General features: G+C 74.5%; 19 protein-coding genes. 2 read left to right on the top strand and 17 right to left on the bottom strand.

All coding sequences use genetic code 11. The annotated features are described in order from the left end of the window. Positions 1–208: 208 nt before the first annotated feature. Positions 209–1,927, bottom strand: a complete 1,719-nt coding sequence (gene aceB, locus ACN9MS_RS06695) for a malate synthase A (protein WP_426311240.1) — start codon at positions 1,925–1,927, stop codon at positions 209–211. Positions 1,928–2,060: 133 nt separating this feature from the next. Next, the gene (gene aceA, locus ACN9MS_RS06700) at positions 2,061–3,311 is read right to left on the bottom strand and encodes an isocitrate lyase (protein ID WP_426311844.1); all 1,251 of its coding nucleotides are present in this window, start codon (positions 3,309–3,311) and stop codon (positions 2,061–2,063) included. 336 nt (positions 3,312–3,647) lie between these two features. On the opposite strand from aceA, the gene ACN9MS_RS06705 reads away from it, so the two are divergent. Further along, the gene (locus ACN9MS_RS06705; protein ID WP_426311845.1) at positions 3,648–5,144 is read left to right on the top strand and encodes a helix-turn-helix domain-containing protein; all 1,497 of its coding nucleotides are present in this window, start codon (positions 3,648–3,650) and stop codon (positions 5,142–5,144) included. Between the two features lie 30 nt (positions 5,145–5,174). On the opposite strand, the gene ACN9MS_RS06710 is transcribed toward ACN9MS_RS06705, so the two are convergent. After that, positions 5,175–5,861 (bottom strand): TetR/AcrR family transcriptional regulator, encoded by a 687-nt coding sequence (locus ACN9MS_RS06710; RefSeq protein ID WP_426311241.1) that lies wholly within the window; start codon positions 5,859–5,861, stop codon positions 5,175–5,177. Positions 5,862–5,951: 90 nt separating this feature from the next. On the opposite strand from ACN9MS_RS06710, the gene ACN9MS_RS06715 reads away from it, so the two are divergent. Continuing rightward, positions 5,952–7,472: an MFS transporter gene (locus ACN9MS_RS06715; protein WP_426311242.1), complete on the top strand. Its 1,521-nt coding sequence runs from the start codon at positions 5,952–5,954 to the stop codon at positions 7,470–7,472. On the opposite strand, the gene ACN9MS_RS06720 is transcribed toward ACN9MS_RS06715, so the two are convergent. From ACN9MS_RS06720 to ACN9MS_RS06785, 14 genes are all read right to left on the bottom strand, one after another. Beyond that, positions 7,426–9,186 carry an alpha/beta hydrolase gene (locus ACN9MS_RS06720; RefSeq protein ID WP_426311243.1) on the bottom strand — a complete coding sequence of 587 codons (1,761 nt, stop codon included), beginning with the start codon at positions 9,184–9,186 and terminating at the stop codon, positions 7,426–7,428. The two genes, ACN9MS_RS06715 and ACN9MS_RS06720, sit on opposite strands and share 47 nt — an antisense overlap. A 61-nt stretch (positions 9,187–9,247) precedes the next feature. Beyond that, a complete protein-coding gene (locus ACN9MS_RS06725) occupies positions 9,248–10,477 on the bottom strand; it encodes an acetyl-CoA C-acyltransferase (protein WP_426311244.1) in 1,230 nt (409 codons plus the stop codon). Continuing rightward, on the bottom strand, positions 10,474–11,646 hold the full coding sequence (locus tag ACN9MS_RS06730; RefSeq protein WP_426311245.1) for an alpha/beta fold hydrolase: 1,173 nt from the start codon (positions 11,644–11,646) through the stop codon (positions 10,474–10,476). Before ACN9MS_RS06730 ends, ACN9MS_RS06725 begins: the two co-directional genes overlap by 4 nt. Further along, entirely contained in the window at positions 11,643–12,347 is a 705-nt protein-coding gene (locus ACN9MS_RS06735; RefSeq protein WP_426311246.1) for a CoA transferase subunit B, read from the bottom strand. The genes ACN9MS_RS06730 and ACN9MS_RS06735 overlap by 4 nt, the downstream gene beginning before the upstream one ends. 3 nt (positions 12,348–12,350) lie before the next feature. Further along, on the bottom strand, positions 12,351–13,235 hold the full coding sequence (locus ACN9MS_RS06740; protein WP_426311247.1) for a CoA transferase subunit A: 885 nt from the start codon (positions 13,233–13,235) through the stop codon (positions 12,351–12,353). Beyond that, positions 13,232–14,341, bottom strand: coding sequence for an alpha/beta hydrolase (locus tag ACN9MS_RS06745; protein WP_426311248.1), 1,110 nt, complete (start codon positions 14,339–14,341; stop codon positions 13,232–13,234). Before ACN9MS_RS06745 ends, ACN9MS_RS06740 begins: the two co-directional genes overlap by 4 nt. Continuing rightward, positions 14,338–15,132, bottom strand: coding sequence for a 3-hydroxybutyrate dehydrogenase (locus tag ACN9MS_RS06750; protein ID WP_426311249.1), 795 nt, complete (start codon positions 15,130–15,132; stop codon positions 14,338–14,340). Before ACN9MS_RS06750 ends, ACN9MS_RS06745 begins: the two co-directional genes overlap by 4 nt. Continuing rightward, positions 15,129–15,827, bottom strand: coding sequence for a TetR/AcrR family transcriptional regulator (locus tag ACN9MS_RS06755; protein ID WP_426311250.1), 699 nt, complete (start codon positions 15,825–15,827; stop codon positions 15,129–15,131). The genes ACN9MS_RS06750 and ACN9MS_RS06755 overlap by 4 nt, the downstream gene beginning before the upstream one ends. Further along, positions 15,824–17,440 (bottom strand): class I adenylate-forming enzyme family protein, encoded by a 1,617-nt coding sequence (locus ACN9MS_RS06760; RefSeq protein ID WP_426311251.1) that lies wholly within the window; start codon positions 17,438–17,440, stop codon positions 15,824–15,826. The genes ACN9MS_RS06755 and ACN9MS_RS06760 overlap by 4 nt, the downstream gene beginning before the upstream one ends. Continuing rightward, positions 17,437–18,594: a branched-chain amino acid ABC transporter permease gene (locus tag ACN9MS_RS06765; RefSeq protein WP_426311252.1), complete on the bottom strand. Its 1,158-nt coding sequence runs from the start codon at positions 18,592–18,594 to the stop codon at positions 17,437–17,439. The genes ACN9MS_RS06760 and ACN9MS_RS06765 overlap by 4 nt, the downstream gene beginning before the upstream one ends. Then, positions 18,591–19,466, bottom strand: a complete 876-nt coding sequence (locus tag ACN9MS_RS06770) for a branched-chain amino acid ABC transporter permease (protein ID WP_237842134.1) — start codon at positions 19,464–19,466, stop codon at positions 18,591–18,593. The genes ACN9MS_RS06765 and ACN9MS_RS06770 overlap by 4 nt, the downstream gene beginning before the upstream one ends. Beyond that, positions 19,463–20,242 (bottom strand): ABC transporter ATP-binding protein, encoded by a 780-nt coding sequence (locus ACN9MS_RS06775; protein ID WP_426311253.1) that lies wholly within the window; start codon positions 20,240–20,242, stop codon positions 19,463–19,465. Before ACN9MS_RS06775 ends, ACN9MS_RS06770 begins: the two co-directional genes overlap by 4 nt. Then, the gene (locus tag ACN9MS_RS06780) at positions 20,239–21,015 is read right to left on the bottom strand and encodes an ABC transporter ATP-binding protein (protein ID WP_426311254.1); all 777 of its coding nucleotides are present in this window, start codon (positions 21,013–21,015) and stop codon (positions 20,239–20,241) included. Before ACN9MS_RS06780 ends, ACN9MS_RS06775 begins: the two co-directional genes overlap by 4 nt. 1 nt (position 21,016) lies before the next feature. Further along, positions 21,017–22,231, bottom strand: a complete 1,215-nt coding sequence (locus ACN9MS_RS06785) for a substrate-binding domain-containing protein (RefSeq protein ID WP_378234368.1) — start codon at positions 22,229–22,231, stop codon at positions 21,017–21,019. Between the last annotated feature and the right edge of the window lie 99 nt (positions 22,232–22,330).

A 22,330-nucleotide genomic window follows, 5' to 3' on the forward strand; every position in this document is an offset into this window, starting at 1 on the left:
GCCCGGACGACCGTGTCGCCGTGCGTGTCCGGATGCTCCCACATCTCGGCCTGCCAGCACCAGGAGCGGGTACGACGGACGGCCGGGGAAGCGGACCGCTGTCGGGCACGCCACGACCTGCCGAGCACGACACCACCCGCCCGCGAGCACGACACGGGGGTCGCCATCCGGCGGACAACGACCCCCTGTCGTGCTCGGCGAGGTGCTGTTACGGCTGGTCGACCTCCGAGCCCACGAGGAACTGCGAGTACGCCCCGATGGTGAGGAACGTCGGGAAGTCCTCGGCGAGCGCGACGGCGCGGAACACGTTCGCGGCGTCGTCGATGCGGTTGCCCGGGGTGCGCGGCAGGTCGTCGACGATCTCGGCGAGGAGCGCCTCGACGCGGTCGCGCGTGATGGGCACGCCGTTCTCGGTGCGTGTGCCCGACGCGATCCACTGCCAGACCTGCGAGCGCGAGATCTCGGCGGTCGCGGCGTCCTCCATGAGGTGGTCGATCGCGGCCGCGCCGACGCCGCGCAGCCACGACTCGAGGTACCGCACGCCGACGGACACGTTGGACCGCAGGCCCGCGGCGGTCACGGTCGCCCCGGCGCGGCGGGCCGAGCCGATGTCGAGCAGCTCGTGCTGGCCCACCCGGACGTCGTCGCGCTGCCGGGAGACCTGGTTCGGCGCGTCCCCCAGCACCGCGTCGAGCTCGGTGCGCGCGACCTCGATGAGGTCGGGGTGTGCGACCCACGTCCCGTCGAACCCGTCCGTCGCCTCGCGGCGCTTGTCGGCGCGCACCTGCTCGAACGCGCGCTCGGTGACGTCGGGCCGGCGCCGGTCGGGGATGAACGCGCTCATCCCGCCGATCGCGTGCGCGCCGCGCTTGTGGCACGTCGCGACGAGCAGCTCGGTGTACGCGCGCATGAACGGCGCGGTCATGGTGACCTGCGCACGGTCGGGCAGCACGTACGAGTCGCCGCGCGTGCGGAACGCCTTGATGACGGAGAACAGGTAGTCCCACCGCCCGGCGTTGAGCCCGGCGCAGTGGTCGCGCAGCTCGTAGAGGATCTCCTCCATCTCGAAGGCCGCGGGCAGGGTCTCGATCAGCACGGTCGCGCGGATCGTGCCCTGCGGCAGCCCCAGGTACTCCTGGGCGAGCACGAACACGTCGTTCCACAGCCGCGCCTCGCGGTAGCCCTCGAGCTTGGGCAGGTAGAAGTACGGCCCACGGCCGCGCGCGACGAGCTCGCGTGCGTTGTGGAACAGGTACAGCCCGAAGTCGACGAGCGACGCCGACGCCGACACGCTGACCCCCGCCCGGTCGACGTACCGCATGTGCTTCTCGATGAGGTGCCACCCGCGCGGGCGGAACACGATCGTCGGCAGGTCGGTGAGCGTCGTCGAGCGCAGGCGGTACTCCTTGCGCTGCTCGCCCGAGCCGGTCGTGTGCTCGAGCGTGCCGCGGATCGCGTCGTGCAGCGCGAGCTGGCCCTCGATCACGTTGCGCCACGTCGGGCTCGAGGCGTCCTCGGCGTCCGCGAGCCACACCTTGGCGCCGGAGTTGAGCGCGTTGATCGTCATCTTGGGGTCGGTCGGACCGGTGATCTCGACGCGGCGGTCCTCGAGGCCCGGCGCGCCGGCCGAGCCGGCGACGCGCCACGACGGGTCGTCGCGCACGGGCCGCGTCGCGGCGCGGAAGTCGGGGTCGATCCCGTCCGCGACGTCCTGCCGGCGCTGCTGCCGGTCCATGAGCAGCTCGTGGCGGCGAGCCACGAACCGGTCGTGCAGCAAGGTGAGGAAGTCGAGCGCCTCGGGCGTGAGGATCTCGCGGTAGCGCTCGCCCAGCGTCCCGGTGACGCGCAGCGTGCCGGTGACACGCGGGCTGCTCGGCGCAGAGGGGGAAGTCGGAGGGGGAGAGGTGGTCGTGGTCAGCGTGGTCATGGCGTGCTCCGAAGGTCGATGTCGCGAGGTAGAGCTCTGGTAGGCCGAGGTAGAGACCTGGCCTCGCGAGGTATAGGCGTGGTCATGACCAGGCCTCTACCTCGCGGGACCGCTCCTCTACCTCGCGAGGGGCTTAGTGGAACTGGGCGGTCTCGGTGGACCCGGCGAGCGCGAGGGTGGCGGCGTCGGGGTTGAGAGCCGTGGCGACCCGGTCGAAGTAGCCGGTGCCGACCTCCCGCTGGTGGCGGGTGGCCGTGTAGCCGTCGGCCTCGGAGGCGAACTCGGCCTCCTGGAGCTCGACGTAGGCGGACATCGCGCGCTCGTCGTACCCGCGCGCGAGCTCGAACATGGAGTGCGAGACGGCGTGGAAGCCGGCCAGCGTGATGAACTGGAACGCGTAGCCCATGGCGGCGAGCTCCTTCTGGAAGCTCGCGATCTGGGCGTCGTCGAGGTGCTTCTTCCAGTTGAACGACGGCGAGCAGTTGTACGCGAGCTTCTTGTCCGGGTACTGCGCGTGGATCGTCTCGGCGAACGTGCGCGCGAGCTCGAGGTCGGGCTCTCCCGTCTCGACCCAGATGAGGTCGGAGTACGGCGCGTACGCGAGGCCGCGCGCGACGACCGCGTCGAGCCCCGGGCGCACCCGGTAGAAGCCCTCCGAGGTGCGCTCGCCCGTGAGGAACGGGCGGTCGCGCTCGTCGACGTCGGACGTCAGCAGGTCCGCGGCGAGCGAGTCCGTGCGCGCGATGATCACCGACGGCACGCCCGCGACGTCGGCCGCGAGGCGCGCGGCGTTGAGGGTGCGGATGTGCTGGCTCGTGGGCACGAGCACCTTGCCGCCGAGGTGGCCGCACTTCTTCTCCGACGCGAGCTGGTCCTCCCAGTGCACGCCCGCGGCGCCCGCGGCGATCATCGAGTGCATGAGCTCGTACGCGTTGAGCGGGCCGCCGAACCCGGCCTCGGCGTCGGCGACGATCGGGGCGAGCCAGTCACGTGTCGGCGCACCGGACTCCGCCGTCTCGATCTGGTCCGCGCGCAGGAGCGCGTTGTTGATGCGGCGCACGACGGCGGGCACGGAGTTGGCGGGGTAGAGCGACTGGTCGGGGTACGTCTGGCCGGACAGGTTGGCGTCGGCCGCGACCTGCCACCCGGACAGGTAGACGGCCTTGAGGCCCGCGCGCACCTGCTGCACGGCCTGGTTGCCGGTGAACGCGCCGAGCGCGGCGACCCACTCCTCGGTGTGGATCTGCTCCCAGAGCTTCTCGGCACCGCGACGCGCGAGCGTGTGCTCCTCGCGCACGGAGCCGCGCAGCGCGACGACGTCCTCCGCGGTGTAGTCGCGCTCGAGCCCGGCCCAGCGCGGGTCGGTCGCCCACTGCTCCGCGATCTCGGCGGCCGTCTGGGTCTGGTCGCCGGGCCGAGAGCCGGGGCGGTCCGGGGTGCGGCCCGCGACGTCCGCCGTCGTCGCGACGGCGCCGAGCGGACGGGCGCCGCCCGCGTACTCGGACGGGGAGCGGCGGCTGACGATGGTGGGCCTGTTCACGGGTGCCTCCTGGTGGTGCGCCGGCCCGCTCTGCGCGGGCCGGACGGGCCGGTCGGTGGACCTCGGCGAGGTCCGTGCTTCGACCTTCCTCCCGCCGTCGACCCCGTCTCAAGCCAGATCGGGCGAAAGAATCGAGGTTCTTCTCTTGTGCGGAAGGAGTGGCGCGTGTCACTCTCAGTCATGGCTATCCCGACGACGCGACCGGCCGGAATCGCGGAACATGCGGAAATCCCGCTGGAGAGCGAGCCCGACGCCCTGACGATCGGCCGCAGGATCCGACACCTGCGCACCGCGCGGGGCCTGACGCTCGACGAGCTCGGCGCCGCGATCGGCCGCGCGCCGTCGCAGGTGTCGCTCCTGGAGAACGGCAAGCGCGAGCCCAAGTTCGCCCAGCTCCAGGCCGTCGCGCGGGCGCTCGGTGCGAGCCTCGACGACCTCCTGTCGCCCGAGGCCCCGTCGCGCCGGGACGCGCTCGAGATCGAGCTGGAGCGCGCCCAGCGCGGCCCGCTCTTCGACGCGCTCGGGCTGCGCCCGGTGCGGGTCGGCAAGTCGCTGCCCACGGACGCGCTCGAGACGATCGTGGCGCTGGAGCGCGAGCTGCAGCGGCTGCACACCGAGCGAGCCGCGACGCCCGAGGAGGCGCGCCGCGCGAACGCCGAGCTGCGCGCGACCATGCGCGCGCAGGACAACTACTTCCCCGAGCTCGAGGACGCGGCGGCCGAGCTGCTCGACGGCGTCGGGCACGCGGGCGGCCCGCTGCCCCAGCGCGTCGCGGCGGACATCGCCGCGCACCTGGGCTTCACGTTGCACTACGTGGGCGACCTGCCGCACTCGACCCGCTCGGTGCTCGACCTGCGGCACCACCGCGTCTACCTGCCGAGCAACGGCATGCGCGGGCGGTCCAACGCGACGTCGGCGTTGCTCCAGGCGCTCGCGCCGCACGTGCTCGATCACGCGGAGCCGCGCGACTACCGCGAGTTCCTGCGCCAGCGCGTCGAGGCCAACTACCTCGCGGCGGCGCTGCTCCTGCCGGAGCGGCACGCGGTCAAGGCGCTGCGGGCCGCGAAGGACGCGCGCGAGATCTCGATCGAGGACCTGCGCGACGCGTTCGCGGTGTCGTACGAGACGGCCGCGCACCGGTTCACGAACCTCGCGACGAAGCACCTCGGCATCCCGGTGCACTTCATGAAGGTCCACGAGTCGGGCGTCATCCACAAGGCGTACGAGAACGACGGCGTGCGCTTCCCGGCGGACCCGCTCGGCGCCGTCGAGGGGCAGTACGTGTGCCGGTCCTGGACCGCACGCACGGTGTTCGCGGTCGAGGACCGGCTCAGCCCGTTCAGCCAGTACACGGACACCCCGAGCGGCACCTACTGGTGCACGTCGCGGGTCCAGGCCTCGGCGGACGGCGAGTTCTCGGTGAGCGTCGGCGTGCCGTTCGCGCACGTGAAGTGGTTCCTGGGCCGCGACACGACCGAGCGCCTGGTCTCCCGGTGCCCCGACGGCGCGTGCTGCCGCCGCCCTCCGGACGCCCTCTCCGACCGGTGGGCCGGGCGGTCGTGGCCGAGCGCCCGCCCGCACGCGTCGATGCTCGCGGCGATGCCGACGGGTGCGTTCCCCGGCGTCGACACCACCGAGGTGTACGCGTTCCTCGACCGGCACGCGCCGGCCGGGTAGGGGACCGCGGCGGGCAGGTGCGGCCCGCCGTCAGTCGTGCCAGGCGCCGACCCACTCGTCCCAGCCCGGCCCGTCCGCGAGCCGGGCGCCTGCCGCGGCCCGCTCGCGCAGACCGCGCACCACGAGCCCGAGGTAGCGCAGGTGCAGCGCGTCCGACTCCGCGCGGGGGAGCGGGAGCGGCGGCCGCAGGTGGACCACGAGCTGCATGACGTCGGCGGGGGTGAAGCCCTCGGGGACGCGGCGCTCCGCGCGGTCGAGGGCGATGAGGCGCTCCAGCCCGGCGCGGAGCCGGTCCGACGCCGCCGCGAGCTCGGGCGGGATGGGGCTCTGGGCGCCCGGGGGGCGGAGCAGGGGGCCGGTGGCGCCCGTGATGTGCCGTGCGAGGAAGGATGCGACCGCTCCGTCGTCGCGAGGCCCGTCGCGCGCGACCTCCGAGCCGGACGCCGCCTGCCGTGCGTCCGCCACCGTCGCGGCGAGGTCCGCGACCTCCGCGACCGCCGCGACGTGGAGAGCCTCGACAAGCGCCTCCTTGGTGGGGTAGCGCCGGTAGACCGAGCCCACGCCCACGCCCGCGCGCTGCGCGACCTCCGAGATCGGCGCCCCGTGGCCCTGGAGCGCGAAGACCTCGCGCGCCGCGGCGAGGATCGCCGTGTCGTTGGCCCGCGCCTCGCGCTGGCGACCGGGGAGCGGGGGCGGGGTGGGCGAGGAGTCGAGCATGGCGTCACCGTAGCCCCGAGGGGGTACGATCGCGAGTCGGAACGGAATCTCCGTTCCGATAAGCCGAGTCCCGTCCGAGAGCGAGCCCCCGTGCCCACCCGCCGCACCACGACCTTCGACACGACGACCCTCGACACTCCGACCCCTGACGCGGCGACGCCGCCGGAGCCGGCCGACGCGCCTCCCACGCCCGCCGGCGACGCGGACGGCACGGCGTCGCACCCGGCCCTCGTGACCGCCGCGCTCAGCGTCGTCGTGCTCGCGTTCTCGCTCATGCAGACGCTCGTGGTGCCCGCGCTCCCCACGCTCGGGCGCGAGCTCGGCGCCGGTCCGCAGGGGACAGGGTGGATCCTCACCGCCTTCCTCCTCGCCGGCGCCGTGCTCGCCCCCGTGGTCGGGAACCTCGGCGACCGGTTCGGCCACCGGCGCGTGCTCCTCGCGACGCTCGCCGTCTTCGCCGCCGCGACGCTCGCCGCCGCCGCTGCGCCGAGCCTCGGGGTGCTCCTCGGCGCCCGGGTGGTGCAGGGCGTGAGCACGGCGACGTTCCCGCTGGCGCTCGCGCTCGCGCGGAACCTGCTGCCGCCGCCCCGCGTCGCCGCGGCCTTCGGCTGGATCTCGGGGATGATCGGCCTCGGCGCGGGTGCGGCGCTCGTGCTCGGCGGCGTGATCGTCGAGGCGTTGTCGTGGCGGTGGATGTTCGTGCTCGCGGCCGTCCTGATCGCGGTCGCGGCCCTGCTGGTGCTCCTGTGGGTCCCGGCGGTGAGCGCGCGGTCCCAGCGGCGCCGCACCGACTGGCCGGGCATCGTGCTGCTCGCCAGCGGGCTCGTCGGGGTCCTGCTCGCGGTGTCGCAGGGCGGCGCGTGGGGATGGTCGTCGCCCCGCACGCTCGGCGTCGGCGCGGTCGGCGTGATCCTCCTCGTCGCGCTCGTGCTCGTCGAGCGGCGCACCGAGGCGCCGCTCGTGGACGTGCGCACGTTCCGACATGGGCCGCTCGCGCTCGTGAGCGTCCTCACCGTGGCCGTCGGGTTCGTACCGTACGTCTGCTACGTCGCGCTCCCGGTGCTCATGCAGGCGCCCGTGGCCACCGGCTACGGGCACGGGCTGGACGTCACCGCGTCGGGCCTCGCGATGCTGCCGAGCGCCGTCCTGGTCTTCCTCGGCGGCCGGTCCACCCCGCTCCTCGTGGCGCGCGTGGGCGCGGCCGCCACGTCCGGCGTCGCGGTCTGGGTCATGCTCGTGGGGTCGGTCGGGCTCGCACTGTGGCCGACGGTGCCGTGGGCGGTCGTCGTCGCGTTCTCGGTGCTGGGGCTCGGCAACGGGATCGGCTACGCGATCTGCGCACAGCTCGTCGTGACGTGGTCGCCGCCGGAGGAGATCGGCGCCGCGACCGGCCTCAACAGCGTGATCCGCACGGTCGGCTCGGCGGCCGCCGCGCCGGTCGTCGCGGCGCTGCTCGCGGGCGCGACGGCGGACGGCGATCCCGCCGGACCGTTCGCCGCGTCGTTCTGGGTCGCCGCGGCCGTGAGCGCGGCCGGCGTCCTGGTCGCCGTGGCGCTCACGGTCCTCAGCCGATCGAGCCGCTCTGCGTCGGCGCGTCCATCGCGTCCTTGAGGCGCGCGGTGTCGGCGGCCGACCAGCCCTCGGGAGCGTGCAGGGCGGCGAACCCGTCGGCGTACTCGAGCTTGTAGACGTGGCCGTGACCGGGCGGGATGTCCGACGCGGCCGCGACGAACAGGTCGCCCGTGAGCTGCCAGAACGTGACGAACGGGTACCACCGCACGTCGCCCAGGACGTCCGGGCCGCGCGGCTCGCGCAGCCAGTCGGGCTCGGACCAGAGCGTCTCCGGTCCCCACCAGGTCACGCCGTCGGACGCGTGCTGGAGGTAGACCACGCGTGGCTCGTCCCAGCGCGGGCCGGGACCCCAGAGGTCCGCGACGCCGGTCGCGACCGGGTCGCCCCACCGGACCTGCCGGCCGTCGTCGAGCACGGGCGCGTACTCGAGCGACCCGGGGTCGCGCGCGTCGGTGAGCTCGCGCCACATCGGGGTGAAGCCGGGCGTCCCGGTGAACATCGCGCCGTCGGAGCGCGCCTCGACGTCCTGCACCCCGCTGAACGCGCCCTGCATGCCGAACGACCCGAGCGAGATGCCGAAGGCGAGCAGGCGCGGGCGGGCGTCCTCGGGGAGCTCCGACCAGCGCGCATATACGGCCTCGAAGAGCGCCTTGCCGGCCGCGGGCGGGGTCGAGCGGTCGCCGACGAAGCTGATCCAGCTCGGCAGGTACGAGTACTGCATGCTCGCGATCGCGGTGTCGCCGCCGTGCATGAGCTCGAGCGCCTCCACCATGCCCGGGTCGACCCAGCCGGTCCCGGTCGTGGTCGCGACGACGAGGACGGACCGGTCCCACGCGTCGGTGCGGTCGAGCTCGTCGACGACGCGCGCCGCCGTGGCGTCGAGGTCGCCGTCGGCGTCGAGGCCCGCGTAGGCGTGGATCGGCTCGCGCACGTCCGCGGGGTCGACGACGTCGCCCGCCTCGGCGAACGCGCGCAGCTCGTCGACGGTCGGGCCGGACACGACGAACTTGCGGCCCTCCGCGCCGAGCGAGTCCCACGTCTCGGGGGACGCCGCCGACCCGGACCGCTCGGGCTGGGCCGGGGGAGACAGGCGGGGGTCGACGTCGGCGTTCGCGGCCGAGTAGATCGAGTTGAGCGCGCTCATCGCGCCCGACCAGACGACGCCGTTGAACACGAGCACCACGACGACCGCGACCGCCACGCCGCTCACGAACCGCGCGACCGGAGCAGGCACGACCCGGCCGACCAGCCGGGCGACCCAGCGCGCGACGCGGCGCAGCCCCCGCCCGGCCTGCAGCACGAGCAGCGCGACGGCGAGCGCCACGAGGAGGGTGACGACCTCACGCCCGGGGACGTCCTCGGACATACCGAACAGGTGCCGCAGCTCGATCTGGCGGCGTGCGCCGAGGACCAGCGAGAGGGGCACGAGCACGACCGTCGCCCCGGCGAGCACCCACCACGCGACGCGGCTCGCGCGCGCCGTCCAGCGGATGCGCAGGCCGACCTTCACGGCGAACCACTCGACGAACGCCCCGACCCCGTACCCGCCGACCGCGCTCACGCCCGAGATCACGGCCTGGTAGTACCACGCCCGCGGGATGAGCGACGGCGTGAACGACAGGCAGAACCACAGCAGCGCGAGCACCAGCCCGGTCGCCGAGAACCGCCGCAGCCACCGGCCCCACGCACCGTGCCTCGCAGGCTTCTCGTCGACGGGCTCGGGGGTTCGGGTCTCCGTCACGGTGGGCTGCACATCGCGAGCGTAGGCGAGGTGCCTCGAACCGTCCCCTCGAAGCGCCCGCGCCGGGGAGCGGTCACGCCTCCAGAAGCAGCGCCTCGCCCTGTCCGCCCCCGCCGCACAGCCCGACCGCGACGCGCCCGCCCCCGCGGCGCGCGAGCTCGTGCGCCGCGTGGACGGCGAGGCGGGCGCCGGACGCGCCGATGGGGTGGCCGAGCGAGATGCCGCCGCCGTGCACGTTGACGACGTCCGGCGAGACGCCGAGCACGCGCGTGGAGACGGCGACGACGGTCGCGAACGCCTCGTTGATCTCGACGAGGTCGAGGTCCTCGATCGTCCAGCCCGCGCGGTCGAGCGCCTGGCGGATCGCGCGCGCCGGCTGGGAGTGCAGGGACGTGTCCGGGCCGGCGACCTGTCCCCATGCCCGCACGGTCGCGAGCACGGGCGCGGCCGCGGACTCGGCCCGCGCGCGCGTCGTCAGCACGAGCGCGGCGGCGCCGTCGGAGATCTGCGACGCGTTGCCCGCGGTGAGGGTGCCCTCGGGGTCGAACGCGGGGCGCAGGCGCGCCAGGGTCTCGGTGGTGGTGTCGGGGCGCACGCCCTCGTCGTCGCGCACCTCGACCGGCTCGCCCCGGCGCTGCGGGACGCTCACGGGCGCGAGCTCGGCGTCGAACAGGCCGTCCTTCGCCGCGGCCGCGGCGCGCTGGTGCGAGGCCGCCGCGACGGCGTCCTGCTCCTCGCGCGACACGAACACGTCGTCCACGTTGGTGCGCTCGGTCGAGACGCCCATGGAGGCGCGGTCGAACGCGTCGGTGAGCCCGTCGCGGGCGACCGCGTCGACGAGCGTCGCGTCGCCGAACGCGAACCCGGCGCGCGAGCCGGGCAGCAGGTGCGGCGCGTTGGTCATCGACTCCTGGCCGCCGACGAGCACGACCTCGGCCTCGCCGGAGCGGATCATCCGCGCGCCGTCGATGACCGCGGTGAGCCCCGAGAGGCACACCTTGTTGACGGTCACCGCGGGCACGTCCCAGCCGACGCCGGCGCCGGCCGCCGTCTGGCGCGCGGGGTTTTGGCCCGCCCCGGCCTGGAGCACCTGGCCGAACACCACGGCGTCGACGGCGTCCGCGCCGAGGCCCGAGCGCTCGATCGCGGCGCGCGCCGCGACGGCGCCGAGCTCGACCGCGGTGAGCGCGGCGAGCGAGCCCTTGAGCCGCCCCTGCGGGGTGCGGGCGGCGGCGACGATCACGACGTCGTCCGGGCGAGCGGCGGGAGAGGCGTCGGGGGAGACGGGGGTGGTGGTGCTCACGGCTGGACCTCCAGGGGTGCGGACGGCTCTGTCTGCGCGGGCGCCGGGGGTGTGGCGCCCGCTCGTGCGGCGTCGGCGTCGACGACGACAACGGCACTGTCGACCAGCCCGAGCAGGAGCCCGAGGAACACGTCCGGCTCCTCGAGGTGGGGGCTGTGCCCGACGCCGGGCCGCACCTCTTCACGGTACCCGCCGCCCGCGGCGGCGTAGGCGTCGAGGACGGCGCGGGTCTGGGCGACCATCGGCTGTGGCGGGTGCGTCTCGGCACCCGGCCAGCCGGGGACGGCGCCGAGCGCGCCGAGCTGCGCGAGGTCGAACAGCGACGCGTCCGAGACGATCGCGTCGGCGTCGCCGCGCACCCACAGCACGGGTGCCGTCGCGCCGGACGTCGCGAAGCCGGACAGGTCGCAGTACTTCGCGCTGATCGCGTTGTTCATGCCGCGCGTCCCGGGGGCCACGCCGGGCCAGGTGTCGGAGGTCGTCCGGTCGCCTGGGTAGTTGTCGTCGCCCGTGCGCGTCGAGAGCACGGAGTCGAGCAGCAGCTCCTCCAGGGCGCCGAGCGGCTCGCCGAGCGAGGCCGGGTCGGCGACGTAGAACCGGCGCAGCACGTCGCGGGGCGACCCGGCGTCCTCGCTGCGGTCGCCCGCGGCGAGCGCCGCGACGAACGCGGGGTTGGCCGTCCCGCCTCCCGAGCCCGCGAAGTCGGGGGAGAGCGGCGTGCCGTCCACGTCGCGCGTGCCGCCGAACCCGTACGGCGACATGGGCGCCTCGAGGAGGAGCGCGTCGAACAGGTCGGGCCGGTCGGTCGCGAGCTGGAGCACGACTCCCGCCCCGGCGGAGTGCGCGACCGCGACGAGCGGGCGCGCCAGGCCGAGCGCGTCGACGACCGCCGCGACGTCGTCCGCGTAGTCCCGCACGCCGCGCGTCGCGTCGACGGGACGGACCTCGGCGTCGCCGTACCCGCGCAGGTCGACGGCGACGCCGCGCACGTCGGCGGGCAGCGCGCGCAGCAGGGGGTCGAAGAACGCCGACGACGAGCAGTTGCCGTGCACGAGCAGGACCGTCGCGCGCGCCGCGCCGTCGGCGGCGACCTCGCGCACGTGCTCGCGCCCGCGTGGGGTCGTGACGTCGCGGTGCAGCACGTCACGCCGCAGCACGTCGCGCGTCACGACGGCGTCCCGGCGGCCTGCGTGGACGGTCCCGGCTCGGCGTCGGTGACGTCGAGCGGGGCGTCGTCGAGCACGACGGCGAGATCGGGCTCGGTCGCGGCGCGCACGTCGTCGACGCTCACGCCGGGAGCGGTCTCGCGCAGCACGAGGCCGTCGGCCGTCACGTCGATCACCGCGAGGTCGGTGATGATGCGGTGCACGACCCCGCGCCCGGTGAGCGGCAGCGAGCACGAGCGCAGGATCTTGGGCGACCCGTCGCGCGCGACGTGCTCCATGAGGACGATCACGCGGCCCGCACCGTGCACGAGGTCCATCGCACCGCCGGGCCCCTTGACCATCTTGCCGGGGATCATCCAGTTGGCGAGGTCGCCCGTCTCGGAGACCTGCATGCCGCCCAGGATCGCGGCGTCGATCTTGCCGCCGCGGATCATGCCGAAGCTGAGCGCGGAGTCGAAGAACGCGGCGCCCGGCAGCACGGTGACGGTCTCCTTGCCGGCGTTGATGAGGTCGGGGTCGACGGCGTCCTCCGTCGGGTACGGCCCGACGCCGAGGATCCCGTTCTCCGACTGGAGCACGAGGTGCTTGTCCGCCGGCACGTAGTTGGGCACGAGCGTCGGCAGACCGATGCCGAGGTTGACGTACCAGCCGTCCTGGAGCTCGCGCGCGGCGCGCGCGGCCATCTCGTCGCGGGTGAGCGGCATGTCTCAGCCCTCCTTCGTGCTGGTCGCGGGGCCCGACGACGCGGGTGCGGGCTGGTCGGTCCCGGCTGCCGGGCGCACGGTGCGGCGCTCGATGCGCTTGGGCGCGTCGGGGCCGACCTCGACGACGCGGTGCACGAACACGCCGGGCAGGTGCACCTCGTCGGGGTCGATCTCGCCGGGCTCGACGAGCTCCTCGACCTGTGCGACGCACGCGCGGCCCGCCATCGCGGCGAGCGGGGAGAAGTTGCGCGCCGAGCGGTGGAACACGAGGTTGCCGTGGCGGTCGCCGCGCAGGGCGTGCACGAGCGCGTAGTCCGTGGCGATCGCGTCCTCGAGCACGAACTCGGCCTCGTCGGCGTACGACCCGTCGTGGCCGCGCGGGCCGACGCCGAACGTGCGCACCTCCTTGGGCGCGCTCGCCTGCGCGACGCCCCCCGCGCCGTCGTACCGCTGGGGCAGGCCGCCCTCGGCGACCTGCGTGCCGACGCCCGTGCGGGTCCAGAACCCGGCGATGCCCGCGCCGCCGGCGCGCAGCTTCTCCGCGAGCGTGCCCTGCGGCGTGAGCTCCAGCTCGAGCTCGCCCGAGAGGAACTGCCGCTCGAACTCCTTGTTCTCCCCGACGTACGAGCTCGTCATCTTCCGGATGCGGCCCGCACCGAGCAGGACCCCGAGACCCCAGTCGTCGACGCCGCAGTTGTTGCTCACGACCCACAGGTCGCGCGTGCCCTGGGCGAGCAGCGCCTCGATGAGCGCGATCGGGTTGCCGCACAGGCCGAACCCGCCGACGGCGAGCGACGCGCCGTCGGGCACGTCCGCGACGGCCTCGGCCGCGGACGCGACCACCTTGTCCAGCCCGGTCCCTCGTGGGGACGCGATCGTGGGGCTCATGCCGTGACCTCCTCGTCACTCGCGGGTCCCGGTCGGCCGCTCGTGACGGCGGCCAGGGCCCGCAGGGTCTCGCCCGCGACGGCCTCGACGCCGGGCGGGCTCATGATGATCGTGTAGTGATTGATACCCGCTACGTCGCGGGTGCGCAGCCCCGGCAGCCGCGCGCGCCACGCGGCGAGGTGCTCGGGGGAGTAGAGCGCCTCGGGCTCGTCGAGCAGGCCGCGCGGCGCGCGCAGGAGCACGAGCGGGACGTCGAGCGGGTGGTCGCCGGCGAGCGCGTCCGCGAGCGGCCCGCCTTCGTAGAGCTCGAGCGAGTCGGCCGAGACCGCGGCACCGGACGACGCCGGGCGCAGCGCGGGCGCCTCGCCCACGAGGTCGTAGTCCACGTACCCCGCGACGACGTCGCCCCACGGCTCGTCCCACGCGCTCGCGAAGGCGGGGTGCGCGCGCCAGAAGCCGCGGTACTCCTCGCGGTCGGCGAACGTGCGCTCGAGGCGCTCGACGGCGGGGCCGAGCAGGGCGCGCAGGACCTCGTCGTGCGTCGCGTCGGGTGCGAGCCCGGTGGGCGGCGGGAGCGGGACGCCGCCGTCGACGAGCACGAGCCGGGAGACCCGGCCGGGGTGACGGTGCGCGAGCACGACCGACACGAACGCGCCCATGGAGTGCCCGAGCGCGACGACGCTCTCGACGCCCAGCGCGTCCAGCACGGCGGCGAGGTCGTCGGCGTGCGCGCCCATGCCGTACGGGCCGGGCAGGGAGTTGCTGCGCCCACGGCCCCGCAGGTCGGGCGCGACGACGCGCACGCCCGGCAGGGCCGCCACGACCGCGGGCCACGCGCGGTGCGATGCCGTGATGCCGTGCACCGCGAGGACGGTCGGGACGGTCGTCGCATCCGGCGTGGCGTCGGGCCTCGCGTGGTCGAGCCCTGCGTGCTCGCCGCGACGCGCACCGTCGTCGGGCCGTGCACCGGGTGCGGGGACCGGGTCCCACACGCCGACGCGCAGGCGCCCGCCGGCGACAGGGACGTCGAGCGTCGCGTAGGTGTGGGTCGCGGCGGTGACGTCGTGCGGTGCAGACGTGGGGGTCGCGGTCGTGCCCGCGGTCATCGCGCGCTCCAGCCGCCGTCGATCGTCCACGAGGCGCCCGAGACCATCGACGCGTCCGGGCCGGTGAGCCAGCCGACGAGCGACGCGACCTCCTCCGGCTCGACGAGCCGCTTGACCGCGGACTCGGCGAGGAGCACGGTCGCGAGCACCTCGGACTCGGGGATGCCGTGCACGCGCGCCTGGTCCGCGATCTGCTTCTCCACGAGCGGCGTACGGACGTACCCGGGGTTGACGCACACGCTCGTCACGCCGTGCGGGCCACCCTCGAGCGCCGTCACCTTGGACAACCCCTCGAGCCCGTGCTTCGCGGACACGTACGCCGACTTGAACGGCGACGCGACGAGCCCGTGCACCGACGACACGTTGACGATGCGCCCGAACCCCCGCGCGTACATCCCCGGGAGCGCAGCCCGGACCAGCAGGAACGGTGCCTCGAGCATGATCGCGTGCAGCAGGCGGAAGTCGTCGGGCCGGAAGTCCTCGATGGGGCTCACGCGCTGCACGCCCGCGTTGTTGACGAGCACGTCGACGTCGAGCGTCAGGTCGTCGAGCGCGCGCGTGTCGGCGAGGTCGACGACCCACGCCTCGCCGCCGAGCTCGTCCGCGAGGCGCTTCGCGCCGTCGGGGTCGACGTCGGCGACGGTGACGTGCGCGCCGCGCGCGGCGAGCTCGCGCGCGCACGCCGCGCCGATGCCGCTCGCGCCGCCGGTGACGAGCGCGCGGCGCCCGGCGAGCGTCGAGGCGCCGGGTCTGGCGGGGATGCCTGCGGGGACGGTGGCGGCGACGGTCATCGCGCGTCTCCTTCGGTGTCGGTCGAGGTGGCGGTTCCGGTCCCGGTCGGTGGAGCGGGCCGCGGCGCGGCGAGCGCGCGCTCGATGAACTGCATGGTCTGCTCGAAGACGTGCGGAGGGACCTCGGCGGCCGCGGTGTCGTACGACGGCGGCTCCGCGCCCTCGTCCCAGCGCCCGCCCCACAGGACCCAGCGCATGCCGACGATCTCGCCGATCCCCATGAGCGCCCACGCGGCGACCTCCGGGTCGACGTCGTGGCCGACCTCGCCGTTCGCACGCGCTTTGTCGAGGCCCGTCATGTAGCCCTCGACGATGCGCGAGTAGTGCCGGCGCAGGGCCCCTGGCGAGACGAACTCGGCCTGCCGCACGATCCGGTAGAGCGCCGGGTGCTCGGCGGTGAAGCGGAAGAACGCCTCGAAGCCCGCGCGCTCGGCGGCCAGCCGCGAGCCCGCCTGCGAGCTCGCCTCGATCATCGCGTGCCGCACGCGGCGGTTGAGGTCGTCGACGAGCTCGTCGAACACGTCGATCTTCGACTCGAAGTACAGGTAGAACGTGCCCTGCCCGACGCCCGCCGCCTCCGTGATCTTCACGATCGACGCGTCGTGGTACCCGACCTCGGCGAACACCTGCTCGGCCGCGGCGAGGATCTTCGCCCGCGTGCGGTTGCCGCGGGCGGTGCGGGGCTGGGTGCTCATGAGTCCTCCGGGACGGTCACGCGCTCGGCGAGCGAGCGGCGCGACACCTTGTGCAACGACGTGCGGGGCAGGGACGGGACGAGGTCGAAGCGGCGCGGGACCTTGAAGTGCGCGAGCTCGCGGCGGCAGAACGCCTCGAGGTCCTCGGCGTCGGTGGGGAAGCCCTGGCGCGGGACGACGAACGCCGCGCCGACCTCGCCCCACCGGTCGTCGGGCACGCCCACGACCGCGACGTCCGCGACGCCGGGGTGGCGCCGGAGCACGGCCTCCACCTCGGACGGCGTGACGTTCTCGCCCCCGACGATGAAGACGTCCTTGATCCGGTCGACGACGCGGTAGTACCCGTCGGCGTCGCGCTCGACGAGGTCCCCGGTGCGCAGCCAGCCGTCGTGCAGGACGGCGGCCGTCGCGGCGTCGTCACGGAAGTACCCGGCGAACACCCCGGGTCCGCGGACCAGCAGCTCGCCCGACGCGGGACCGTCGAGCACCTGGCCGGTCACCGGGTCGGCGACCGCGACCTCGACGTGCGGGTACGGCGTCCCGGCCGACCCGAGGCGTTCGCGCGCCTGGTCGTCGGGCAGGCACAGCACGTTGGGTCCCGCCTCCGTGAGCCCGTACCCCTGCGAGAGCGCGACGCCGCGGCGGTGCCACGTGCGCAGCAGCGGCTCGGGCATGGGCGCGCCGCCCACGACGGCGTGCCGCAGCGACGACAGGTCGGCGTCCGCGAAGCCGGGGTGCTCCGCGAGGAGGAGGTAGTTCGTCGGGACGCCCATCATCGTCGTGACGCGGCGTTCCGCGACGAGCTGGAGCACGCGCTCGGGTTCGAACGTGCGCTCCAGGACGACCGTCGCACCGGTCCACCACGCGAGCAGGGGCTGGATGTTCCAGCCGCCCGCGTGGAACTGCGGCAGGACGCTCAGCACGACGTCGTGGCTCGTCAGCTCGACCGTGCGCGAGAGCGAGAGGTTGGTCCAGAAGCAGTTCGCGTGCGTGAGCAGCGCGCCCTTGGGCGTGCCCTGCGTCCCGGACGTGAAGACGAGCAGCAGCGGGTCGTCGTCGCGCACGGGCCGGCGTTCGGGGGAAGGCGTTCCCGCGGCCCGGTCTGGGCCGCTCGTCCCCCGTGCGCCGTCGGTCAGCCGCGGGCGGCGCGACGGCGCGGGGACGCGCGCCTCGACGCCGCTGCGGCCAAGCTCGGTGCGCCGCGGCGGGAGGACGAGCCGGTCCAGGGCGGCGTCGGCCAGCGCGGAGAACTCCTGCTCGACCAGCACGAGCGCGGGGTCGGCCTGCTCGAGCTGGGCCGCGAGCTCGCCGGGCGACAGGCGCCACGAGAGCGGCGCGAGCACCAGGCCCGCCTGCGCGCACGCGAAGAACAGCACGACCTGGTCGGCGCTGTTGCCCGTCACCGTGGCCACGCGGTCCCCGACGCCGTACCCCGCCTCGCGGAACGCCGCCGCCAGGGTGCTCGCGCGCTCGTGCAGGTCGCGGTAGCGCAGGGTCACGCCCCGGTCGTCGACCGCGACGCGGTCCGGCGTCGCGAGCGCGCGGTCGCGGGTCCAGCGCCCGAGGGTGTGCAGGCCGTCCTGCGCGCCGGGCCGGTGCTGCGTCGTCGTCATGCCACCTCCTCGAGGCGCTCGCGGGCTCCCTCCCGATCCTCCCGCGGGCGGCGGCGCGCGGCGAGGCGCGACGCGGCACCGGCGATCCCGCCGGGCAGGAACATCACGACGAGGATGAACAGCGTGCCGAGGAGGAACAGGGGCTCGCTCAGCGGCACGCGCAGCACCGCGGGGAGGTCGGCCACGGCCGCGGAGCTCGCGAGCGTCCCGAGGCGCTGGTCGAGGACCGTGTAGAGCACGCCGCCGACGATCGCGCCCCACCGGGAGCCGACGCCGCCGAGCACGACCATGACGAGCAGCGTGAGCGTGAAGTCGGCGGACGTCGCGCGCGGCACGGCCCCGGACTGGAGCAGCAGGTACGCCATGCCGACGACGGTCGCGAGCGTCGCCGCGAGCACGAACACGAGGAGCTTGACGAGGTAGGGCCGCCCGCCGATGACGCGCACGCGCATCTCGTTCTCGCGCGTCGCCGCCGCGACGTGGCCGGCGCGCGAGCGCTCGACCCACAGCACGACGAGGTAGACGCCGACGAGCACGGCGAGCGCGAGCCAGTAGAGGTTGCGCGTGTTGAGCACCCCGACGAACGCGTCGGGGACGTTCCCGGTCGCGAGGGCGAGGCCCTCCTCGCCGCCCGTGGCCCCACCGGGGTTGCGGCGCACGAGCACGTTGCCCGCCTGCGCGAACGCGAGCGTGACCATGGCGAACGAGATCCCGGTGACGCGCAGCGAGATCGCGCCGACGACGTGCGCGAGGACGATGCCCCCGACGAGCACGAGCGCCGCGGCAGGCAGGAGCGGGATCTCGGTCGTGTCGAGCACGATCGCGAGCCCGTAGACGCCGGCGGCGAAGTAGAGCGCGTGGCCGAAGCTCAGCAGCCCCGCGACCCCGAACAGCAGGTGGTAGCTCAGCGCGAGCGCGCCGATGAGCCAGCACAGCGCCATCATCTGCAGCGCGCCGGGCGTGTAGGTGGGGCCGGGCAGGACACCCGGGACGTGGATGGCCAGCAGCGGGAGGCACGCGAGCAGCGCGACGAGAGCGACGCCCGCGAGGGTGCGGACCAGCGTGCCCGACGGCGCCCTGCGGGCCGGGCGCTCGTCCTGGGGGGCGTCGTCGGCGCGGGCCGCGGGGGCCGGGGGAGCGGTCTGGGTGGTCATGCGGCTGCCCTCCCGAGGAGGCCGGTGGGACGGACGAGGAGCACGAGCGCGAGCAGCAGCACGACGATGAGGTCGCCGTAGCCGAGGTAGTAGTTCGCGAACTGCTGCAGGACCGCGACGAGCACGGACGCGATCGCGGCTCCGGTCAGCGAGCCGAGACCGCCGATGACGGTGACGATGAACGCGAAGATGAGCAGCGACCCGCCGAGGTGCGGTGAGACGTAGCCGAAGTACTGCGAGGCGAGGACCCCGCCGAGGCCCGCGGCGGCGCCGCCGACGGCGAACACGAGCGTGAACGCCTTGCGCACGTCGATGCCGAGCGCCGTGACCATGGACCGGTTCTCGACGCCCGCGCGGATGATGAGCCCGTAGCGGGTGCGCTTGAGGAACAGCACGATCGCGCCGAGCACGAGCGCCGCCGCGGCGATCGCGACGAACCGGTCGTTGGGTACCGGGGCACCCGCGAGGTCGGTCGTGCCCTTGAGCCACGCGGGGCCCGAGATGAACTCGGGGTCCGAGCCCCACATGCCCTCGAACAGCGCGACGGACGCGAGCGAGAGGCCGACCGTGACGAGCACCTGCTCGATGTGCCGCTCGTAGAGGGGGCGGATGAGCAGCAGCTCGGTGAGCGCCGCGGCACCGGCCCCGACGACCGCCCCGGCGACCAGCGAGAGCGCGAACACGCCCCACGAGTCCGCGCCGAGCGACCGCGCGACGAACCAGCCGCCGAACGCGCCGAGCGTGAGGAACGAGCCGTGCGCGAAGTTGAGGACGCCCATGAGCCCGTAGATGAGCGACAGGCCCGACGCGACGAGGAAGTACAGCGCCCCGAGGCCGAGCCCCGTGACGAGGAGGAGGACGATCGTGCTCACCGGGCAGCCGCCCCTTCGTTCTCGTGGTGTGCGTCCCCGGCGTGCACGCCGAGGAGCTGCTGGACGCGGTCGGGGTCGTCGAGGAGCTCGCGCGCCGGGCCGGTGTGCACGACGCGGCCCGCGTCGATCACGACGACGCGCTCGGCGAGCCGCTCGATGACCTCGAGGTTCTGCTCGACGAGCAGGATCGGCACCGTGCGCGCCGCCTCCGCGAGCGCGTCGGACACCTCGCCGACGATCCGCGGGGCGAGGCCCTTGGTCGGCTCGTCGACGAGGAGCAGCCGGTTGGCGTTGAGCAGGGCGCGCGCGAGCGACACCATCTGCTGCTGGCCGCCGGAGAGCGTCCCCGCGCGCTGCGCGGAGCGCTGCACGAGGTCGGGGAACAGCTCGGCGACGAGCTCGCGGCGCGGGTGCGCGTCGCGCTCTGCGAGGCGCAGGTTCTCCGCGACCGTGAGCCCGGCGAACACCTCCCGGTCCTCGGGCACGTACCCGACGCCCCGCCGCACGATCCGATCCGTGCGCTCGCCGTCGACGCGTTCGCCCGCGAGCCGCACCTCGCCCCGGCGCTCGATCAGGCCGAGCACCGCCTTGAGCGTCGACGTCTTGCCGACGCCGTTGCGCCCCAGCACCGCCGTGACGCCCGTCGACGGGACCGAGAAGGTCACGTCCTCGACGACCTGCTGCCCGGCGATGCGCGCGGACAGCCCGCGCACCTCGAGGACGGGCACGTCGCTCGACGCCTCCGCGTGGGCGGTGCCGTTCCTGCGGCCGCTCATGCTGCCTCTCCTGCCGTGACGCCCAGGTAGGCGCTCTGCACCGTCGGGTCCGCCATGACGGCGTCGGGGGTGTCGCACGCGAGCAGCTCGCCGTGGTGCATGACGGCGACCCGGTCCACGAGCCCCAGGACGACGTCCATGTGGTGCTCGACCATGAGGACGGTGCAGCCGGTCGCGTGCAGGTCGCGGATGACCTCGACGAGGCCGGGCACGTCGGCCGACGACACGCCCGCCATGGGCTCGTCGAGCAGCACGACGCGCGGCTCCGTGGCGAGGAGCACCGCGATCTCGAGCTTGCGCTTGTCGCCGTGCGACAGGTCCCCGGCCGCGACGTCGGCCCGGCGCGTGAGGCCCACGGTCTCCAGGTGCCGGTCCGCCTCCCGCGTCGCGGCGTCGCCGCGGCGCGGGAAGCGCAGCACGGACAGGGCGCCGCCGAGGCGCCCCTGCGCGGCGAGCCGCACGTTCTCCCGGACGCTCAGGCGCGGGAACAGGCTCGACGTCTGGAACGTGCGGCCCAGCCCGGCGCGGGCGCGCGCGGCCACCGAGTCGGTCGTCACGTCCACGCCCTCGAGAAGCACCGACCCGCTCGTCGGGCGGTGGATCCCCGAGACCAGGTTGAAGAGCGTCGTCTTGCCCGCGCCGTTCGGCCCGATCACCCCGAGCATCTCGCCCCGCCCGACGGCGAGGCTCACGCCTTCGAGGATGCGCGCGCCGCCGATCTGGAGGCCGAGGTCGCGGACCTCGAGCGCGGGGAGGGTGTGCGGCTCGCCCACGTCAGCCCGCCTCGGCCGGCGCGACGTCCTCGCCCGGCACCTCGGTGACGAGCTCGGGGACCCAGGCGTCGCCGTCGGCCACGAGCTTGACCTGGTACATCGGCTGGACCAGGGCGTGGTCGGACGCCCGGACCGTCGTCGTGCCCTTGGGGCCCTCGAAGCTCCAGCCCTCGAGCGCGTCGACCATGCCCTCGACGTCGTCGCCGCCCTCCTCGATCGCGTGGACGATCATCTGCGCCGCGACGAAGCCGTCGGGCGTGAAGAGGTCCGCCTGCTTGCCGGCCTCCTCGACCGACGCGAGCATCGCGGCCTCGACCTCGGTGCCCGCCGCGCCCGGGAAGTAGTGGTTGAGGAAGTCGACCTTGCTCGCGGCGCCGCCGTACGCGCCGTAGGTCGCGACGTCGCCGAGGCCGGTGACGACCGTCGTCGAGTCGAGCACGCCCTGCTGGTCGAGGCCCTGCCACATCGCGCCCGACGTCGCCCCGGCCCACGCCACGAACACGAGGTCGGGCGCGGCGTCGACGATCTGGTGCGCGAACGGCGTGAACTCCGTCGCGTCCTCCGGCACGAGCACGCTCGTCACCTCGGCGCCCTGCGCGCCGAGGACCGCCTCGACCGCGGCGAGGTTGCCCTGGCCGAACGCGTTGTCCTGCGCGAACACGACGACCTTCGCGCCGTCGGGGTCGACGAACGTCCCCGCCGTCGCGACGTCCTGGAGCGACTGGCGCCCCGAGCGGAAGGTGTAGTCGTTGATGCCCGTGAGCGCGTCGACCGCGGCGGGGCCGGAGATGTAGAGGACCTTGTTCTGCTCGGCCTGCTCGGCGAGCTTGAGCGCGACGCCGGACACGACCGTGCCGCCGAGGATCTGGTAGCCCTTGCCGATGAGGTCCTTGGCCTGGCCGACCGCCTTGTCGGGGTCGCCGCCGTCGTCGTGGAACGTCACGTTGACCGGGCGGCCGTCGACCTCGCCGGTGCCGTCGGTCGCGTAGTCGAGTCCGGCCTGGAAGCCCTCGTAGTAGGCCTCGCCGTAGGCCGCGAGCGGCCCGGTCTTGGAGTAGATGATGCCGACGTCGACCGGGTCGGCGCTCGCGCTGCTCTCGCCTCCGGTCGTGTCGCCTCCGGTCGCGTCGGTCGGCGCGCACGCGGCGAGCACGAGGCTCGCGGCCGCGAGCGCGGCGACGGCGAGTGCCGGCCGCTGGGACTTCTTCGTCCGCATGACTTCGCCCTTCTTTGGGTGGTCCTGGGGGAGCGCCGCTCAAACATGAGAGGCGATTCAGGTTGCGGGAATCATGGATCCGCGACCGACGCGGTGTCA

This window comes from Cellulosimicrobium sp. E-16 (assembly GCF_049913115.1).
Taxonomy (GTDB): Bacteria; Actinomycetota; Actinomycetes; order Actinomycetales; family Cellulomonadaceae; genus Cellulosimicrobium.

What these genes read in the sequence shown, in the direction of transcription:
- ACN9MS_RS06755 (WP_426311250.1), bottom strand. Translation starts at nt 15,827, where the DNA reads ATGAGCACCCAGCCCCGCACCGCCCGCGGCAACCGCACGCGGGCGAAG.
- ACN9MS_RS06760 (WP_426311251.1), bottom strand. Translation starts at nt 17,440, where the DNA reads ATGACGACGACGCAGCACCGGCCCGGCGCGCAGGACGGCCTGCACACC.
- ACN9MS_RS06740 (WP_426311247.1), bottom strand. Translation starts at nt 13,235, where the DNA reads ATGAGCCCCACGATCGCGTCCCCACGAGGGACCGGGCTGGACAAGGTG.
- ACN9MS_RS06785 (WP_378234368.1), bottom strand. Translation starts at nt 22,231, where the DNA reads ATGCGGACGAAGAAGTCCCAGCGGCCGGCACTCGCCGTCGCCGCGCTC.
- ACN9MS_RS06735 (WP_426311246.1), bottom strand. Translation starts at nt 12,347, where the DNA reads ATGCCGCTCACCCGCGACGAGATGGCCGCGCGCGCCGCGCGCGAGCTC.
- aceB (WP_426311240.1), bottom strand. Translation starts at nt 1,927, where the DNA reads ATGACCACGCTGACCACGACCACCTCTCCCCCTCCGACTTCCCCCTCT.
- ACN9MS_RS06775 (WP_426311253.1), bottom strand. Translation starts at nt 20,242, where the DNA reads ATGAGCGGCCGCAGGAACGGCACCGCCCACGCGGAGGCGTCGAGCGAC.
- ACN9MS_RS06705 (WP_426311845.1), top strand. Translation starts at nt 3,648, where the DNA reads ATGGCTATCCCGACGACGCGACCGGCCGGAATCGCGGAACATGCGGAA.
- ACN9MS_RS06745 (WP_426311248.1), bottom strand. Translation starts at nt 14,341, where the DNA reads ATGACCGCGGGCACGACCGCGACCCCCACGTCTGCACCGCACGACGTC.
- ACN9MS_RS06750 (WP_426311249.1), bottom strand. Translation starts at nt 15,132, where the DNA reads ATGACCGTCGCCGCCACCGTCCCCGCAGGCATCCCCGCCAGACCCGGC.
- ACN9MS_RS06710 (WP_426311241.1), bottom strand. Translation starts at nt 5,861, where the DNA reads ATGCTCGACTCCTCGCCCACCCCGCCCCCGCTCCCCGGTCGCCAGCGC.
- ACN9MS_RS06765 (WP_426311252.1), bottom strand. Translation starts at nt 18,594, where the DNA reads ATGACCACCCAGACCGCTCCCCCGGCCCCCGCGGCCCGCGCCGACGAC.